Genomic DNA, 15532 nt, shown 5'->3' with positions numbered 1-15532 from the left:
GCTGGCCATGTTCAAAAACGAGAGCCACGTCCTCGCTGAGTGGGTAGAGCACTATCTCGCTGAAGGGGCCACTGCGATCCACCTGATCAACAACAACAGCACTGATGACTTCTTGAGCCCGCTCCAGGACTTCATCGCCTCTGGCGTGGTGATCCTCCACCACGACAACCGCCAACACTGCCAGCGGCAGATCTACAACGAGCATCTGCAGCACCTGCGTAGCCAGTGCCGCTGGCTGCTGGTCTGCGATCTGGATGAATTCATTTACGCGCGACGCTCAGGACTGCGCATGAGCGATCTGCTCAGGGCCCAACCCATGGACGTGAGCTGCATCCACCTGCCCTGGAAGATGTTTGGCTCATCGGGCCTCCAGAGCCAACCCAAGAGTATTCGCTCCGGATTTATCTCCAGGGCCAACGCCGACGCACCCCATCCCTGCAAAACTGCCGAAGGAAGCATTCCTGGCAAAACCATTGCCCGCGCCTCGCGCATCCGCAGCCTGGATGTTCACACCTGCAACCTGAGCTGGGGCCGGCGCATCCTGCCCAATGGCGAACCCGCTGAGCACGGCAGCTTTCAGAGCATCAGCGAGGCTGCCCTGGCCTCCCATCCGCTACACCTTAACCACTACGCCATCCAATCTCTGGACATATTTACTCGCGTGAAAATGACTCGCGGCGATGTCAATAGCTCAGACTATGCACACGCAAGAGATATGAATTATTTCAGAAGCTATGACACAAATGAAGAACTTGACGCAGAGCTTGCTCAAAAGCAAATCCGATGCTGATACAGGGGAAGATTCAATACAGGAGCCTAGGCAGAAGCATTCTGCTTGGCGGTCTTCTAATTTTAACAAGCTTAGCTCTACTTGGCCAAACTCCCAATTTCTGGAGCGGCATTTGGGACAATGAAAAATTACTGGCCTTCGACCATGTCCGACTCATCGAACAAGGTGCCGGAATTACAAACATCAATCTAGCAAGAATTCCCAGCATATTTCCTGATTACACACTGGCATGGCTAAGCCAACTTGCAGGAAGCGACATTAGAACCCAATACTTGTTCTATATAGTTGTACAGACATGTCTACAGCTCAGCCTTAGCTCCTGGATACTACGAATCATCACCCAAGCAAGCTGGCTTCAGTGCCTAGCAGTCATTGGCGGCCTGAGCTATTTGATGGGGCTCGCGAGTCCAGCATGGGCAGCCAATCACTCCTTAGCCGCACTTCCTCTTAATCACGGCGGAAATCTGGTCATGGTCCTGACTTTGACAGGTTTCTGCCTACAATTAGCAAGGTCACCAAAAGCCCAGCCTTACGCCTCGCTTCTTGGAATCACATTCTTTTTAGCAACACTTAGCAACAGAATATTGATCCTCCAGATTGCCATTCCAGCCTTTTTACTTTTTGCTTTCAAGAGAGGGATAGGCCGTAAATTATACACAAACATTGCACGCAATGTGGCAATCTCTACGTTTGCCGGCTTGGCACTATCAAAGATTGCAATCAAAACAGGATGCAGTCCGCCAATGACATGGCAGTTGCCAGATTTAGCAATACATCTCGCAAACCTCTTTGTACTCCAATCAAATCAGGTTGGCATTGGTTTCCCAATTCTATTCAACATTGTAATATGTACTTATTGGTGCTGGCGATCTAGGGATCAGGCAGTTCAATCGTATGGTTTCCTAGCGGCAACAGGGGCAGCCCTAGTTATCTTGGTCTATCCGCTTATCTTTTCCAATCAAGGACTTGGCGATAGCGTACTACGGTATCTATTCGGGATAATCTTTACAGCACCAATTACCATAGGAATCCTTGGGGTTCGATCCCTGAAGAAATATCCTGCTTTTTACACCATTGCATTGTGGGCATGTGCCACACTACTGGCTATCAACATGATCAGCCAGACGGAGGTCTTTGCTTCTACAAGTCGATTCGCACGGTCAATCCTTGATTGGGAAAATCCATACAGCAAGTTCATCGAGAAAAACCTATCCGAAGGTGACGCTGTACTAACAAACTATGAGTCTAGAGATGACCAAGAACTATCCGCAAGAAGCCTTAAAGCAGGATCAAACTGGAGAAGACATGCGTCACAAATTGCCAACGGCGACGCAAATCCCTGGGATCAAGGAAAATCCGAGTTTTACATGAACCAAGCTACAAAAGAGCTTAGAAATTATAACTCCCTGCTCATCCGACCTCAGGATCAGAAGACAGCAGAGACATGGTATGGAGTTCCAGAGAAAAAGGTTTTTGACAAGAATCTAAATGTCGAACTTTGGATCTATGGTGAAGTTGGACGTCAAAGGATTTCCAACAGAGTAAAGGCCGGTCTTCGCGGTCCTTTTGAGGTCGAGTGCTCGTAGTGACTACTCGAATTCATCCAGATATGAAAATCTGAAAAACTTGATGCGGTCGCCAAGTTTTGGTCCAGGACTCAGCTGTTCAGACAACATCAAGCTCTGTGCACTCACTGGCGATCGCACATGTCTCCAACGGAATAACCATCGAATCAATGGCCGGCGTTGCCCAATGCCAGCGGCCAAGGCCAAGGCCACCGATTCTGGGCTCACTCCTGGTGCCTCAAGACACTCACACCACGCGGAGGGAGCCTGCACTGCAGGCTGGCTTTGCAGGCGCTGATCGAGGTCGAGCATTTGAGCGATCAGCTTGTGCTGGCGATGAGGCAGTTGCAGCCGCTCAGCCAGAGCCAAGGGATCGCTCGCACCCGCCAACAGAGCCGGCAACAACGGAACCTGCAGGCGCTGAGCCCAGTGCAACCGGCGCTGCAGATGGCGGTCAGCCTGCAACTGTGAATCCAGCACGGCCAGGGCACCCCAGCGTTGCAACGCTGCCAAAGCCATCGGCCAGGGCTCACGGCTCAGCAACAGCTCTAGCTCCATCCGCAGACGCGTACCCAAAGCCGGTGGGGCCTGACCCGGATCGTCCCCAACACGCCATCGCCAAGGCCAGGAAGCCAAGGTGGTGCGCACCTGATCGAAGGCATCGGGGGCCAAATCAAAACCCAAGCGAGCGGCATAACGAGCAGCCCGCACCAGGCGGGTTGGGTCATCGCTAACGCTGTTGGGGTGCATGAAACGCAGCTGACGGGCGCTCAGGTCCTGCTGGCCACAATGGGGATCCAGCAGCTCCCCACCAACCAGTGTCAAGGCCATGGCGTTCACCGTGAAATCACGGCGGGCCAGATCCTCATCCAGCAGACCAAGACGCACTAAAGGGTTTTCTCCAGGCTGGGGGTAGCGCTCACTCCGCGCTGAGGCGATGTCCAGCAACCAAGTCCCCCCCTGACCTTCGGGAAGATCCAGCTCCAGCTCAAAGGTGCCAAAGGAACCGTGCTCCTGAATCTGCAGGGGGATCGGTTGAGCGAACACCATCCGCAACGCTTCAGGGAAACGCTCCACCAAGTCGGCAGCACGGCCCTCCACCACCAGATCAAGATCGGGGAGTCCGCGCCAGGGATCTTCGTGGTGGCGATGCAGCAGCAAATCCCGAACAACGCCCCCCACCAGGGCGCAGCGCTGACCAGCGGCAGCGGCAGTCAATGCCTCCAGAAGCGGCTTGGGGACGTCAGGGATCTCCATCGCCCGGCAACCTCAGAGGGGCTCGATTGGAGCGAGGCGGGGATCGAGGATTTTGGGCCCCATGCCCTCAAACTTCACCGCCAGGGAGATCTTTTCACCGCTGCCGAAGAGATGGGTGACCTGGCCATCTCCGAAAGAGCTGTGTCGCACACGATCGCCCACGGACCACGTCCGCGCGGGCGCTCGCCGGCGAACGGCGTTGGCGGGCTGTGACAAGGAAGCTGCTGCATCTGGCCGGTCGACGCGGGTGAGCCGATCGAGTCGCTGTTCGCGGCGGATGGCAGCACCACCGCTTCGGGGGATGTCACCTTGAACCAAGGCCTCCGGTAGTTCCGAGAGGAAGACCGACGGGACAGCCGGCTCGCGCATGCCGCCCCAGAGACGTCGCTCACTGGCATGGGACAGAAACAAGCGCTCTTTGGCCCGCGTAATGCCGACGTAGCAGAGGCGCCTCTCTTCCTCCATGGCGGCTGGATCTTCCAGAGATCGATAGCTGGGGAAGAGGCCCTGCTCCATTCCCACCAAAAAGACCACCGGGAATTCCAGACCCTTGCTGGCATGCAGGGTCATCAAAGTGACCCGATCCTGGTCGGTGTCCTTGCTGTCGGCATCGCTCGCCAAAGCGGCCGAAGCCAGGAAATCCTCGAGGGAACCCTCTTCGTTTTCCTCTTGGTACTGGAGTGCGGCATTGACCAGTTCGTTGAGGTTGCGACGCCGGTCCTCTGCCTCATCCGTCCCTGCAGCAATCAGCTCAGCGACATACCCGCTTTTCTCCATCGCCAGCTGAACCAACTCAGAGGGAGCTGCCTCTTGGGATCGATCTTTAAGGTTGTTGATCAACTCACAAAACTGAAGCAATCCTTTCGCCGAACGACCCCCGAGGGAGCGAACGGCCTCCGGATCGCTGACCACATCCCAGAGCGGAATTCCAAGCTGGTTAGCAGCATCCGTCAGACGTTCAATCGTGGTCTTACCAATACCGCGCTTGGGTGTATTCAGGACCCGCAGCAAGCTCACCGTGTCGGCAGGATTCACCAACAATTTGAGATACGCGAGCATGTCTTTGATCTCGCGGCGGTCATAGAAACGCAAGCCACCGACAACCACATAGGGAATGCCCCAGCGCACCAGGGATTCCTCCATGGCACGGGATTGAGCATTGGTTCGATACAGCACAGCCATATCCCCCCAGCTCAAGTCGGGATGGGCCGCATCCATCATTCGCATGCGGTGAACGACGGCTTCGGCCTCAGCAATCTCGTCATCGCAGCGGGTCAACGTCAGCAGTTCCCCCTCACCACGCGTCGGCCTTAAGACCTTGTCGATCCGCTCGCTGTTGTTGGCAATCAGAACATTCGCCGCTTCAAGGATGGTGGCTGTGGAGCGATAGTTCTCCTCCAACTTGACCATCGTCTGCGTGGCCTCATCTGGCGCACCATCACCAAAGTCATCCTGAAAACCCATCAGGATGGTGAAGTCCGCAGCGCGGAAGCTATAGATGCTCTGGTCCGCATCGCCGACGACAAACACCGAGCGACCCGCCCAGTCATCAAAGGATTCCGGATCGCGTCCATCCGTGACCAGAAGTTTGATCAGGTCGTACTGGGTGCGGTTGGTGTCCTGATATTCATCAACCAGGACATGCCGAAAGCGGCGATGCCAATAATTGCGGACTTGGTCGTTCTGACGTAGCAGTTGCACGGGCAGCAACAGCAGGTCGTCGAAGTCCAGGGCGTTGTTCGCAGCTAAGGCACGGCGATAGCGGCGATAGGTCTCAGCCATCAACTTGCCCCGCTGCCCGCCTGCATCGGCCTCGAGCTGCTCCGGCATCCAGCCCTGGTTCTTGGCGTTGCTGATGGCCCAACGAACCTTTTTGGGCTCAAAGCGTTTGGGGTCCAGCCCAAGCTCCTGGGTAACGATCTCTTTGACCAAGCTCTGGGTGTCCCCTTCGTCGTAGATCGAGAACTGGCGAGTCCAAGTGAGCCCCTCTGGATCGCGGAACTTGTCGATGTCAAAGCGCAGCAAGCGAGCAAAAAGAGCGTGGAATGTACCGATCCAGAGGTCCTTAATCACCTCGCGATAGATCCGCGATCGCAACTGCCGCTGATCGACAGCCGCCAAGGTGCTCCAGGGCTGCCCAAATTGGCTCTGGGCCAGTTTCTGGGCGAGAAGCAGCTCGAGCCGCTCCTTCATCTCGCGCGCGGCCTTATTGGTGAAGGTGACCGCCAGCAGCTCAGCAGGATCAACACCATGCTGCCCAATCATGTGGGCAATGCGGTGGGTCAAGGCACGGGTCTTGCCGCTCCCTGCGCCAGCCACCACCAGCAATGGACCTTCATGGTGATCCACTGCCTTGCGCTGGGCGTCATTGAGACCGGACAGAAAGCTCATGAAGCCGCTTGCTGCTGTTCCAGCATCGCCAACTCACGGAAGCTGTCTGAGCGCTCCTTTAGTTCGGCATAACTCCCGTAGGCCTTGATGCTGCCGTTCTGGAACTCGTAAATGCGGTCACAACGCTGAACCGTGCTGAGCCTGTGGGCAATCACAACCGTGGTGCAGCGTCGGCCGATGACCTCTAGGGCTTCAATCACCTCGGACTCCGTACGGTTATCCAGGGCGCTCGTCGCCTCATCCAGGACCAAGAAACTGGCCTGACGGTAAAAGGCTCGTGCCAAGGCCAGACGTTGACGTTGACCACCAGAAAGACGCAATCCGTTCTCGCCGATCTGGGTATGCAAGCCATAGGGCAGCTCGGCCACAAACTCCTCAAGCTGAGCCGCTTCCAGAGCCTCCCAGACGCGGTCGGATTTCACCTGCTCGACCGCCTCACCAAAGGCGACGTTCTCCAGGACGCTGCCATTTAGAAGATTGATGGACTGGGGCACTTGCGCACAGTTGGCCTGCCACGCAGGAATATCGAGCCCTTCTACAGGAATTCCATCAAGGTCCAAGGCACCGCGGCTGGGATGGAGCAAACCCAGAAGGATATTGGCCGTTGTGGTTTTGCCACTTCCGGTACTACCGACCAGGGCAATCCTTGAGCCCACTGGGATGGAGAGATTGACCCCCTTCAGCACCCAGTCGTCGGAGTGGGGGTAGCGGTACCAGACATCGTCAAGGCGAATCGTGTTGCGCGGGAAGACCCCTGCCGCCGAGGGAACTCCTGGAGTGCGCTGGGTTGGTCTGTCCGCCGGCAAATCAAGCAATGCCAAAGCCCCATCTAGCAGTGGCAATCCACCCCGCAATTGGGTCAGCGATCGAAATGCATCCTGGAGGGGCGGCGTGAGGCGCAGAGCTGCAACAGCGATGGTGGCAAGGAAGGGAAGAATCGAGCGAACTTCGTTGGGATTGCCACTCATGAGAGCAGGCATGGCCCCAACGGCAAAAATCATCGTGATGCCAAAGGGCTCAATCAGGCCGCGTGGCAAATCAGGCAACCACTCGGTCAACCAGGCATAACGGCGAGCTCGCTCACCAGAGACCCTGAACTGCCGTTCAAAGTAGGGCTCAGAACCGCTTAACTGGATATCACGAATCGACCCCAATGATTCAAATAAAATGCTGGCTGATTCAGCCTCCTGCCTCAACTTCTGACGAAATCCATGCCTTAATCTTGGAGTCACAATCCCAGAAATCACGCTGTAGGCCAAAACAAGACTGACCACCAACACCACTGCAAGCCAACGCCCAACAAACAAGATCCCGATGGACAGCAAAACAATGGAGACCGACGCACTCAAGATCTGAAGAATTGGAGTGACCACATTCATGGCAACTCGATTGAGATTATTGAGCAGCTGAGAACTCAGATCGGCCGTACTTTTCCCCAGGTGATATTCATAGGGCTGCTGAAGAAGCCGTGCATGAATTTCGTCGGAGATATCTCGCCAAACCCCTGCAGAAAGCCTCTGCTGAAAGAACTTAAGTGAAATCTTTGAGAGAGAAGCAGCCCAGGCCAGCAGGATGAAGACCAGGATCATCCAGACGCTCTGGTTGACACTGTCCCCACCAAAGACATGGATGCCTGGAAGCCGATCCTCCAGATCGGAATCCACCAAGGAGCCTGTCAGGCGAGCGATGACCGCCACCGATGCCAGATCGATCACGCCCGGCACCACCGACAGCGGCACCAACATCCACAACGCCGACCGCCGCCGCCGCGGCAGGTGATTCAGCAGGTGGCGTAGCTGATCGAGGGTTCGGCTGCGCATAGCCTCAAACTATGGCTCCAAGCCAGGCGCTATGGCCGCAAACGGCCAGCCAGCGAACCGATTGGCCTGAGTTTCGACTTCAGCCGGAGTCTCCACAGAGGAGGGGCTTTTAGGGCAGGCTCACCAGCCAAGATCCGGTCCCAGTGCTGGTTGACCGCAACCAAGGCCTGACGCCAATGCTCCAGCAGAGACGCTTCGCTGGAGGCATCCAAGAGGTCATTGAGCGTCTCGAGCTTGGGCCTCCAATCCGCGGGCTGCGCCACCGCAGCACTAATGGCCTCGAGATCGGCCGCCAAGGTCCCCGCGCCCAGCTGATGGCCCATCCGGCCAGGCTCCAAGCTGTCGGCCAAGGCATGGTTCAAGCTGCTGAACACCACGCAGCCGCAAGCCAAGGCCTCCAAGGGGGGCAGTCCGAATCCCTCCGTGACACCGCGACCACGCCAGTAATCCGCCGAGTCATACAGCACCACCTTGGCGCTGTTGAACAAATCCACCAGGTCCTCAACCCATCCGGATTGCACCTCAACCCGAAGGCCCTTGGCCTTTAGGGCAGGGACCAACTGCTTCAGGACATAGGCACTGGTCTTACGCTGCTGCACCAGAACATCAATGCTGCGCTCTCCATCGCCGCACCGCTTTCCCCGTTGCAGCCACTCGGGACTCAGGGCGTTGGGCACCAGACAAAGCGGATTACGTGGAGCCAGGTCACCCCAATAACCGAGGGTGTTGCGGCTCACCGCAAACACAGGTACAGCAGGCGGGAGGGGAAAGCCATAGCCGCTGCTGTGGGCGTGATAAGCGCAGGCGCGTCCGCGCAACTGCCGCAGCAACCAGGGGACATCAAAGCCCCAGCTCACAATCCAAAGGGCGACCCCCGCTCCACCAGGGAGAGGCTCGGCACGGAGCAAGTCAGCAAGGTATGGCCTGCCTTCTTCGCGCTGGCGGTAGGTCACCAGCTCGACGGGCCCCAACCCCGCTAGCAGGCGGGCAGTTTGGAGCTCAACGAGCAACCCCCCACAGCGAAAGCGACCGGTGGTTCCGGGGACTAAGAAGCGAAGGGGGCGCAAGCTCAAGCAGCGACCGTCTCGGTGCTGCCGGTGCGCTGGCGACGGGTCAGGAAACCAAAGAGCACCTTGCCAATGGCAGCAACGAGGTTGCCCTCGAGTTCCTTGAACATGTTCATGTTCAGGTGGAAGGCCTCGTTGGCCTCTTCCACGATCCGATCGGCCATGAGCTGATCGATCGGCAGGGTATCCATGGCCGATCGATAGGTGCCTTTAAAGGCCTTCTCGTCCGAGATGGCATCGAACTCATAGAAGTGGAGACCGTCATCTCCATCCAAGTTCATGGCCTTCTGGGCGATGTTCTTGAGGATCTGGCCACCGGAAAGATCACCGAGATAACGGGTGTAGTGGTGACCGACGAGAAGCTCGGGTGACTCCTGAGCCACCTGGTGAATGCGCTCGACGTAGACACTCGCTGAAGGGGAGGGCTGGATGTTCTGCTTCCAGTCCGCACCGAAGTAATAGACAAGGTCCTTCTCAAGGGCCTCACGGCGGTTCAGTTGCTCAAAGGCAATGGGAGCCAGGACCGGATTGTCTTTCAGCCGGGCGAACTCGTCCTCCATCGCCCCATACACGAAATAGAGGTCGGCCACCAGCTTGCGGTAGCTGGCTTTATCCACAACCCCCTTGAGGAAGCAGCTGACGAAGCCGGTGTTCTCGGCCATGGTGTGGGATTTCTTGGTCCCTTCACGCAACTGGGCAGCAAGAGCGACAGCCATGTCCTTGGATTCGTGGTCGTGCGATGCCGCACGGTCAGGAGGATCAAGGTAAGGGGGAGGCTGACGGGGGTGGGCGCAAGGTTGCGAAGGGTTACGCCACGTCAGCGGCGCCTGCTCCCGCCTCAAACAGATCAAAGAGCTCGCCGCAGAACTGCTTGAGCTTGAGGGTCACGGACTCCACGGGCAGATGCGAACCAGAAGGACGCCAGTCGCCAAGGGTGGTGAGCCTCCAGCGCTCGCTCTCGTAGGTCAACCCCCGAATCGTGACCCCCAAGAGCCTGGGCCTGGCCTCACTGACCCCAGGAGCCAGGCTCAGCTGCAGCAAAAAGGAGCGGCACTGGCTGCGAGGGCTCCAACCGGGCAGATGAAACGACAGATCCAGGGCCTGCTGGTCCTCGAAGGCGCGGGTGAGCGGGTCATCGCGCCAAGGACGCAGATTCGCCCGGGCATCAGGGAAATGCCGACGAAACAGTGCGGCCACAGACGCGATCAGCTGAACCAATTCCAGTGATCGAACCTGGTCGCCTGCATTCATGCGTGCCTCCGGCTGCAGAACCCTGCTAGGCCGAAACCTAGGCTCACCTTCAGTGTTCTGCCGCAGCCATGGCGACCTTCGAGAAGCTCACCGCCCCCAGCCAAGGAACGGCCATCCGCTTCGAGAACGGTCAACCGGTCGTTCCCAACGACCCGATCATTCCCTTCATCCGCGGCGATGGCACCGGCGTTGACATCTGGCCCGCCACCCAGAAGGTGCTGGACGCGGCCGTCGCCAAGGCCTATGGCGGTCAGCGTCGCATCGAGTGGTTCAAGGTCTACGCGGGCGATGAGGCCTGCGACCTCTATGGCACCTACCAGTACCTCCCCGAGGACACCCTGGAAGCGGTCCGCCAGTACGGCGTCGCGATCAAGGGTCCCCTGACCACCCCCGTCGGTGGCGGCATCCGTTCCTTGAACGTCGCCTTGCGCCAGATTTTTGACCTCTATTCCTGCGTGCGTCCCTGCCGCTACTACGAGGGGACGCCCAGCCCCCACAAACGGCCACAAGACCTCGATGTGATCGTCTACCGCGAGAACACCGAGGACATCTATATGGGTGTCGAGTGGGAAGCAAGCGACCCTGTCGGCCAAGCACTGCGCAAGCACCTCAATGAGGTGGTGATTCCTGCCAACGGCAAGCTCGGCAAGCGACAGATCCCTGAGGGTTCAGGCATCGGCATCAAGCCCGTGAGCAAGGACGGCAGTCAGCGCCATATCCGCAAGGCCATCCAGCACGCCCTACGTCTGGAGGGCAAGAAGCGCCACGTAACCCTGGTGCACAAGGGCAACATCATGAAGTTCACGGAAGGCGCCTTCCGGGACTGGGGCTACGAGCTCGCCACCACCGAATTCCGTGCGGACTGCGTCACGGAGCGAGAGAGCTGGATCCTGGACAACGCCGATCAGAACCCTGGGCTGAGCATCGAAGCCAACGCCAAGATGATCGACCCGGGCTACGACAGCCTGACTCCCGAGAAGAAAGAAGCGATTTGCGCCGAAGTTCAAGAGGTCATCGATGCCATCGGCTCCAGCCATGGAGGCGGCAAGTGGAAGCAGATGGTGATGGTGGACGACCGCATTGCCGACAGCATCTTCCAGCAGATCCAAACCCGGCCGGCCGACTACTCGATCCTGGCCACCTTGAACCTCAACGGTGACTACATCTCCGATGCGGCTGCAGCCGTTGTCGGTGGATTGGGCATGGCACCGGGCGCCAACATCGGCGACACAGCCGCCATTTTTGAAGCCACCCACGGCACGGCCCCGAAGCACGCCGGACTCGATCGCATCAACCCCGGCTCAGTGATCCTGAGCGGCGTAATGATGCTCGAATACATGGGCTGGCAGGAGGCCGCCGATCTGGTCACCAAGGGCATCAGCGATGCCATTGCCCATCAGGAGGTCACCTATGACCTGGCCCGTCTGATGGAACCGCCTGTTGAGCCGGTGAGCTGCAGCGGTTTTGCTGAGGCTGTGATCAAGCACTTCTAGAGCCAGACAAACGAAAAGCCGGGTTCATGCACCGGGCTTTCGCTACGACAGCAGCTCAGAAGATGGAGTAAATAAACGGTGCGACAACGGATCCCTGAGTAAAGACAAGAAGCGCTCCCATCAGCACAATAGTGATAATCAAAGGTGCAAGCCAGTATTTTTTGCGGACCTTCAGAAAGTCCCAAATATCCTTAAGAAGGTCGAGAAAAGCTTCCATTCAAACCTCAGAAGATGCGGGTTAAGTCCACGGTCTTGTGCTTAGACGTCTCGCGATAGGACTCCAGTCGCGTTCGCTTGCGTTTCAAAGGATCGTAACCGGTCAAGCGCATCACATAGGCGATGGGCTGTAGCACGAAGAGGAAAACCACACCAAGAATGAGGTGGCCATTGATCCATCCCAAGATATGGCCAAGCTTCATCCAGCCTTGGTAAGGCCACTGCAGTAATCGAGGCGCGATCAACGCCAACATGAGGCTTGGGATCCCGATCACAAAGGGCCAAATGGGTGCATGGTGGCCCTTCAGAGAAGGAATCAACCAGCCAAAAACGAGTGGAAAGACGATCCCTAGCAGAATTCCAAACTCACGGAGCTGCTTTTTGGATGCAGGTGACGCTGACAAATGAATCATGATCAGTCGAGTTCAAACTCCTGTTTCCAGCTTTCGTCCGCGTCGTCCAGGGGCTGTTCTTCCTTCAACAACAACTGGTTCTGCAGCACCAAGACATCCATCTCGGTCCGCATAAAGCAGCGGTAGGCATCCTGAGGCGTACAAACGATGGGCTCTCCGCGAACGTTGAACGATGTATTCACAATCGTTGGGCAACCTGTTCTGCGTTGAAAGGCCTTGATCAAATTGAAGTAGCGGGGATTGGTTCGCTCTGAAACGGTTTGAACACGGGCTGAATAATCGACATGGGTGATCGCTGGAAGAGATGAGCGCGGAACGTTGAGCTTTTCGATCCCGAACAACTGCTCCTGCTCAGCCGTCATGGACTGGCAAAGCTCTTTTTTAACCGGAGCAACCAGAAGCATGTAAGGACTTTGAGCATTCAGCTCAAACTGATTCGCAACCTCTTGCTCGAGAACAGATGGCGCAAAGGGACGAAAGCTCTCGCGATACTTGATCTTCAAGTTCATCACACTCTGCATCTGCTGGTTACGCGGATCACCGATGATCGAACGTGCACCTAAAGCACGGGGACCAAATTCCATTCGGCCGTTGAACCAGCCCACCACCTTGCCTTGATCCAACAGCTCCGCCAACTGGTCAAAAAGGAGCGGGTCCTCGAGGGCCTGGAACGGAGCCTTGATACTTGTCAGATACTCACAGATTTCAGGATTCGAGAAAGCGGGTCCGAGATACGTCCCTTTCATCGCATCACCGCGTACAGGCTGACGTGAATTCTTGAAATGCTGATGCCAAGCCACCAGAGCAGCACCAAGGGCCGACCCCGCATCCCCGCTGGCCGGCTGAATCCAGATCTGATCAAAGATTCCCTCTCGCAGCAATTTCCCGTTCGCCACACAATTCAGAGCCACACCACCTGACAAGCAGAGCGCTGTCGCACCGGTTTCTTGGCGAAGGGTCCTGGCCAACTTGAGTACCACCTCTTCAGTGACGACCTGAATGGATGCCGCCAGATCCATATGGAATTGACTGAGCTCTGTCTCGCCTTTGCGCGGTGGGCGGCCGAACAACTTATGGAATTTCCGGCCCGTCATCCGGAAACCACGATGGAATTTGAAGTAACTGAGATCGAGGCGGAACGTGCCGTCTGGCTTGATGTCGATGAGGTGCTGCTTAATTTGGTCGACATAACGGGGCTCCCCATAGGGAGCCAGGCCCATCAACTTGTACTCACCTGAATTGACCTTGAAGCCGCAGTAGTAGGTAAAGGCTGAATACAGCAGTCCGAGGGAATGGGGGAAATTAATTTCCCAGAGGGGGCTGAGGCCTGCGCTATCACCCAGCCAAGCCGAGGTAGTCGCCCATTCACCAACCCCGTCCATGCACAGAACGGCCGCTTTCTCGAACGGACTTGGATAAAAAGCAGCACCCGCATGGGAGAGATGGTGCTCACTAAAGAGCAACTCCGGCTGCTTGGCATCAGGCGCACCCAGAGCTGCGACCTGTTTTTTCAGCTCGGTCTTGAGAAACAGTTTTTCTTTTAACCAGACCTGCATCGCCGCCACAAAGGAGCGCCCACCACGTGGGGCCGCACCCAAGTAGGTCTCCAGAAGCCGCTCGAAGGTCAGCAGCGGTTTCTCGTAGTAGACCACCGCATCGATATCGGCCAAAGCCAGGCCTTGAGAATCCAAGCAATAGCGAGCCGCCGAGGCGGGGAAACGAGCGTCGTGTTTTTTCCGAGAAAAGCGTTCTTCCTGGGCAGCTGCGACCACCTCGCCATCAACCAGTAAGGCTGCAGCGCTGTCGTGGTAGTACGCGGAAATCCCCAGGATGCGCATGGCTTGGCAAAAATCCGCCCACCAAATCCTGTCATGAAGCAGCCAACACAGGAGGCCTGGGCGGCAAAGTACTGACCATGCTCCAGCCCCTAACCAGCGCCACTGACCCTTGTGTGCACTGCGGCTTCTGCCTGCCCACCTGTGCCAGCTACCGGGTACTCGGCAATGAGATGGACTCGCCACGGGGACGGATCCACACACTTAAGGCGATCGACCGCGGAGAGCTGGAGCTTGACGCCACGGTGGCCTCGCATTTCGACACCTGCCTGGGCTGCTTCGCCTGCGTCAGCGCCTGCCCCTCAGGCGTGCGGTACGACCAACTCATTGAAGCCACGCGGCCAAAGCTCAACGCCCCGGAGCTGCGCACTCCCGGAGAGACCGCGTTCCGAAAGCTCCTGTTTGCGCTCCTGCCCTATCCGCGGCGCCTGCGTGCCGCACTGTCACCCTTGCGACGCTATGCCGGCTCACGGCTGCAAGAACTGATTCGCCAATCAGGCCTGAGCCGCCGGTTGGGAACCCAGATCCAGGCGATGGAAGAACTGCTCCCTGCGATGAGCGAAAGCAGTTTCCGGGATGACTGGCCCGTCATCAACCCCGCGATGGGTGATAAGCGAGGAAGGGTGGGTCTTGTGCTGGGCTGCGTGCAGCGCGTCTTTGACCCCGAGGTAAATGCTGCGACCGTGCGGGTGCTGACGGCAAACGGCTTTGAAGTCGTCATTCCAACCCAACAAGGCTGCTGCGGGGCAGCGACCCATCACCAAGGGGAGACGGCACTCACCGAGACCTTTGCCTCAGAACTCATCAACAGCTTTAGGCAGGTCATTGGACCTGGCAAAGAAGCCGGAAGCGAACCGCTCGACGCCGTACTGGTGGCAGCCTCAGGCTGTGGACACACCATGAAGCAGTACGGATCAATCCTCAGCCACCAAACGCATGGACAGACATTTGCGAATAGCGTCTTTGATGTTCATGAATTCCTTGATCAACAAGGACTCAGCGACGCCTTCAAGCAACAATTACAGCCTCTTCGCAGCGATCAAACAACAACAATTACCTACCATGACGCATGCCATATGCTGCACGGGCAGCAGATCAAGTCAGCGCCTCGCAGCCTCCTTCAATCGATTCCCAATGTGAAATTGAAGGAAGCAATGGAGGCAGGCGTTTGCTGCGGAAGCGCGGGAATTTATAACCTCGTTCGACCGGATGAAGCGAACGCACTTGGAGCAATCAAAGCGCAAGACCTAGCGACCACCAATCCCGACTGGATTGCCAGTGCCAACATTGGCTGCACGCTACAAATCCGCAAACATCTCAAAGATCAGCGAGGGGCGATTCCCGTTGCTCATCCAATGCAGCTCTTGGACCAAAGCTTCAGAAATCAACCCATGGACCACGTGAAAGAGATTGAGTAGCTACAAGTAGAGACGA

General features: G+C 57.1%; 13 protein-coding genes. 4 read left to right on the top strand and 9 right to left on the bottom strand.

Annotated elements, in window-relative coordinates; genetic code table 11:
• Positions 1 to 7: 7 nt before the first annotated feature.
• Together ACXIQ9_RS08965 and ACXIQ9_RS08960 are read left to right on the top strand one after the other, a co-directional pair.
• Positions 8 to 790 carry a glycosyltransferase family 2 protein gene (locus tag ACXIQ9_RS08965; protein WP_459016530.1) on the top strand — a complete coding sequence of 261 codons (783 nt, stop codon included), beginning with the start codon at positions 8 to 10 and terminating at the stop codon, positions 788 to 790.
• Positions 784 to 2376, top strand: a complete 1593-nt coding sequence (locus ACXIQ9_RS08960; protein WP_459016440.1) for a hypothetical protein — start codon at positions 784 to 786, stop codon at positions 2374 to 2376. Before ACXIQ9_RS08965 ends, ACXIQ9_RS08960 begins: the two co-directional genes overlap by 7 nt.
• Before the next feature lie 3 nt (positions 2377 to 2379).
• Here ACXIQ9_RS08960 and ACXIQ9_RS08955 read toward each other — a convergent pair whose 3' ends face one another.
• The 6 genes from ACXIQ9_RS08955 to ACXIQ9_RS08930 all read right to left on the bottom strand — a co-directional run bounded on the left by ACXIQ9_RS08955 (position 2380) and on the right by ACXIQ9_RS08930 (position 10141).
• Positions 2380 to 3612, bottom strand: coding sequence for a tRNA nucleotidyltransferase/poly(A) polymerase family protein (locus ACXIQ9_RS08955; RefSeq protein ID WP_459016439.1), 1233 nt, complete (start codon positions 3610 to 3612; stop codon positions 2380 to 2382).
• Positions 3613 to 3624: 12 nt separating this feature from the next.
• Positions 3625 to 6003, bottom strand: coding sequence for a UvrD-helicase domain-containing protein (locus ACXIQ9_RS08950; protein WP_459016438.1), 2379 nt, complete (start codon positions 6001 to 6003; stop codon positions 3625 to 3627).
• The gene (locus ACXIQ9_RS08945; protein ID WP_459016437.1) at positions 6000 to 7823 is read right to left on the bottom strand and encodes an ABC transporter ATP-binding protein; all 1824 of its coding nucleotides are present in this window, start codon (positions 7821 to 7823) and stop codon (positions 6000 to 6002) included. The genes ACXIQ9_RS08950 and ACXIQ9_RS08945 overlap by 4 nt, the downstream gene beginning before the upstream one ends.
• A 29-nt stretch (positions 7824 to 7852) precedes the next feature.
• The gene (locus tag ACXIQ9_RS08940; RefSeq protein WP_459016436.1) at positions 7853 to 8896 is read right to left on the bottom strand and encodes a glycosyltransferase family 4 protein; all 1044 of its coding nucleotides are present in this window, start codon (positions 8894 to 8896) and stop codon (positions 7853 to 7855) included.
• Positions 8893 to 9606: a biliverdin-producing heme oxygenase gene (locus ACXIQ9_RS08935; RefSeq protein WP_459016435.1), complete on the bottom strand. Its 714-nt coding sequence runs from the start codon at positions 9604 to 9606 to the stop codon at positions 8893 to 8895. The genes ACXIQ9_RS08940 and ACXIQ9_RS08935 overlap by 4 nt, the downstream gene beginning before the upstream one ends.
• Positions 9607 to 9697: 91 nt before the next feature.
• Positions 9698 to 10141, bottom strand: a complete 444-nt coding sequence (locus tag ACXIQ9_RS08930; protein ID WP_459016434.1) for a hypothetical protein — start codon at positions 10139 to 10141, stop codon at positions 9698 to 9700.
• A 68-nt stretch (positions 10142 to 10209) separates the two neighbouring features.
• Between ACXIQ9_RS08930 and ACXIQ9_RS08925 the strand changes: the two genes are divergently transcribed.
• Positions 10210 to 11634, top strand: a complete 1425-nt coding sequence (locus ACXIQ9_RS08925; protein WP_459016433.1) for an NADP-dependent isocitrate dehydrogenase — start codon at positions 10210 to 10212, stop codon at positions 11632 to 11634.
• Positions 11635 to 11689: 55 nt separating this feature from the next.
• Here ACXIQ9_RS08925 and ACXIQ9_RS08920 read toward each other — a convergent pair whose 3' ends face one another.
• From ACXIQ9_RS08920 to ACXIQ9_RS08910, 3 genes are read right to left on the bottom strand one after another with little or no spacing between them, the layout of a single operon-like run.
• Positions 11690 to 11851: a DUF5989 family protein gene (locus tag ACXIQ9_RS08920; protein ID WP_459016432.1), complete on the bottom strand. Its 162-nt coding sequence runs from the start codon at positions 11849 to 11851 to the stop codon at positions 11690 to 11692.
• A 7-nt stretch (positions 11852 to 11858) separates the two neighbouring features.
• Positions 11859 to 12263 (bottom strand): SxtJ family membrane protein, encoded by a 405-nt coding sequence (locus ACXIQ9_RS08915; protein WP_459016431.1) that lies wholly within the window; start codon positions 12261 to 12263, stop codon positions 11859 to 11861.
• A 2-nt stretch (positions 12264 to 12265) separates the two neighbouring features.
• A complete protein-coding gene (locus ACXIQ9_RS08910) occupies positions 12266 to 14101 on the bottom strand; it encodes a carbamoyltransferase family protein (protein ID WP_459016430.1) in 1836 nt (611 codons plus the stop codon).
• Between the two features lie 77 nt (positions 14102 to 14178).
• Between ACXIQ9_RS08910 and ACXIQ9_RS08905 the strand changes: the two genes are divergently transcribed.
• On the top strand, positions 14179 to 15516 hold the full coding sequence (locus ACXIQ9_RS08905) for a (Fe-S)-binding protein (protein ID WP_050778417.1): 1338 nt from the start codon (positions 14179 to 14181) through the stop codon (positions 15514 to 15516).
• Positions 15517 to 15532 lie beyond the last annotated feature (16 nt).

Source organism: Synechococcus sp. LTW-G, from assembly GCF_054459035.1.
Note: the sequence above shows the minus strand (reverse complement) of the source record. Positions and strands in the feature narration are given on the sequence as shown.

What these genes read in the sequence shown, in the direction of transcription:
- ACXIQ9_RS08965 (WP_459016530.1), top strand. Translation starts at nt 8, where the DNA reads ATGTTCAAAAACGAGAGCCACGTCCTCGCTGAGTGGGTAGAGCACTAT.
- ACXIQ9_RS08960 (WP_459016440.1), top strand. Translation starts at nt 784, where the DNA reads ATGCTGATACAGGGGAAGATTCAATACAGGAGCCTAGGCAGAAGCATT.
- ACXIQ9_RS08955 (WP_459016439.1), bottom strand. Translation starts at nt 3,612, where the DNA reads ATGGAGATCCCTGACGTCCCCAAGCCGCTTCTGGAGGCATTGACTGCC.
- ACXIQ9_RS08950 (WP_459016438.1), bottom strand. Translation starts at nt 6,003, where the DNA reads ATGAGCTTTCTGTCCGGTCTCAATGACGCCCAGCGCAAGGCAGTGGAT.
- ACXIQ9_RS08945 (WP_459016437.1), bottom strand. Translation starts at nt 7,823, where the DNA reads ATGCGCAGCCGAACCCTCGATCAGCTACGCCACCTGCTGAATCACCTG.
- ACXIQ9_RS08935 (WP_459016435.1), bottom strand. Translation starts at nt 9,606, where the DNA reads ATGGCTGTCGCTCTTGCTGCCCAGTTGCGTGAAGGGACCAAGAAATCC.
- ACXIQ9_RS08930 (WP_459016434.1), bottom strand. Translation starts at nt 10,141, where the DNA reads ATGAATGCAGGCGACCAGGTTCGATCACTGGAATTGGTTCAGCTGATC.
- ACXIQ9_RS08925 (WP_459016433.1), top strand. Translation starts at nt 10,210, where the DNA reads ATGGCGACCTTCGAGAAGCTCACCGCCCCCAGCCAAGGAACGGCCATC.
- ACXIQ9_RS08920 (WP_459016432.1), bottom strand. Translation starts at nt 11,851, where the DNA reads ATGGAAGCTTTTCTCGACCTTCTTAAGGATATTTGGGACTTTCTGAAG.
- ACXIQ9_RS08915 (WP_459016431.1), bottom strand. Translation starts at nt 12,263, where the DNA reads ATGATTCATTTGTCAGCGTCACCTGCATCCAAAAAGCAGCTCCGTGAG.
- ACXIQ9_RS08910 (WP_459016430.1), bottom strand. Translation starts at nt 14,101, where the DNA reads ATGCGCATCCTGGGGATTTCCGCGTACTACCACGACAGCGCTGCAGCC.
- ACXIQ9_RS08905 (WP_050778417.1), top strand. Translation starts at nt 14,179, where the DNA reads ATGCTCCAGCCCCTAACCAGCGCCACTGACCCTTGTGTGCACTGCGGC.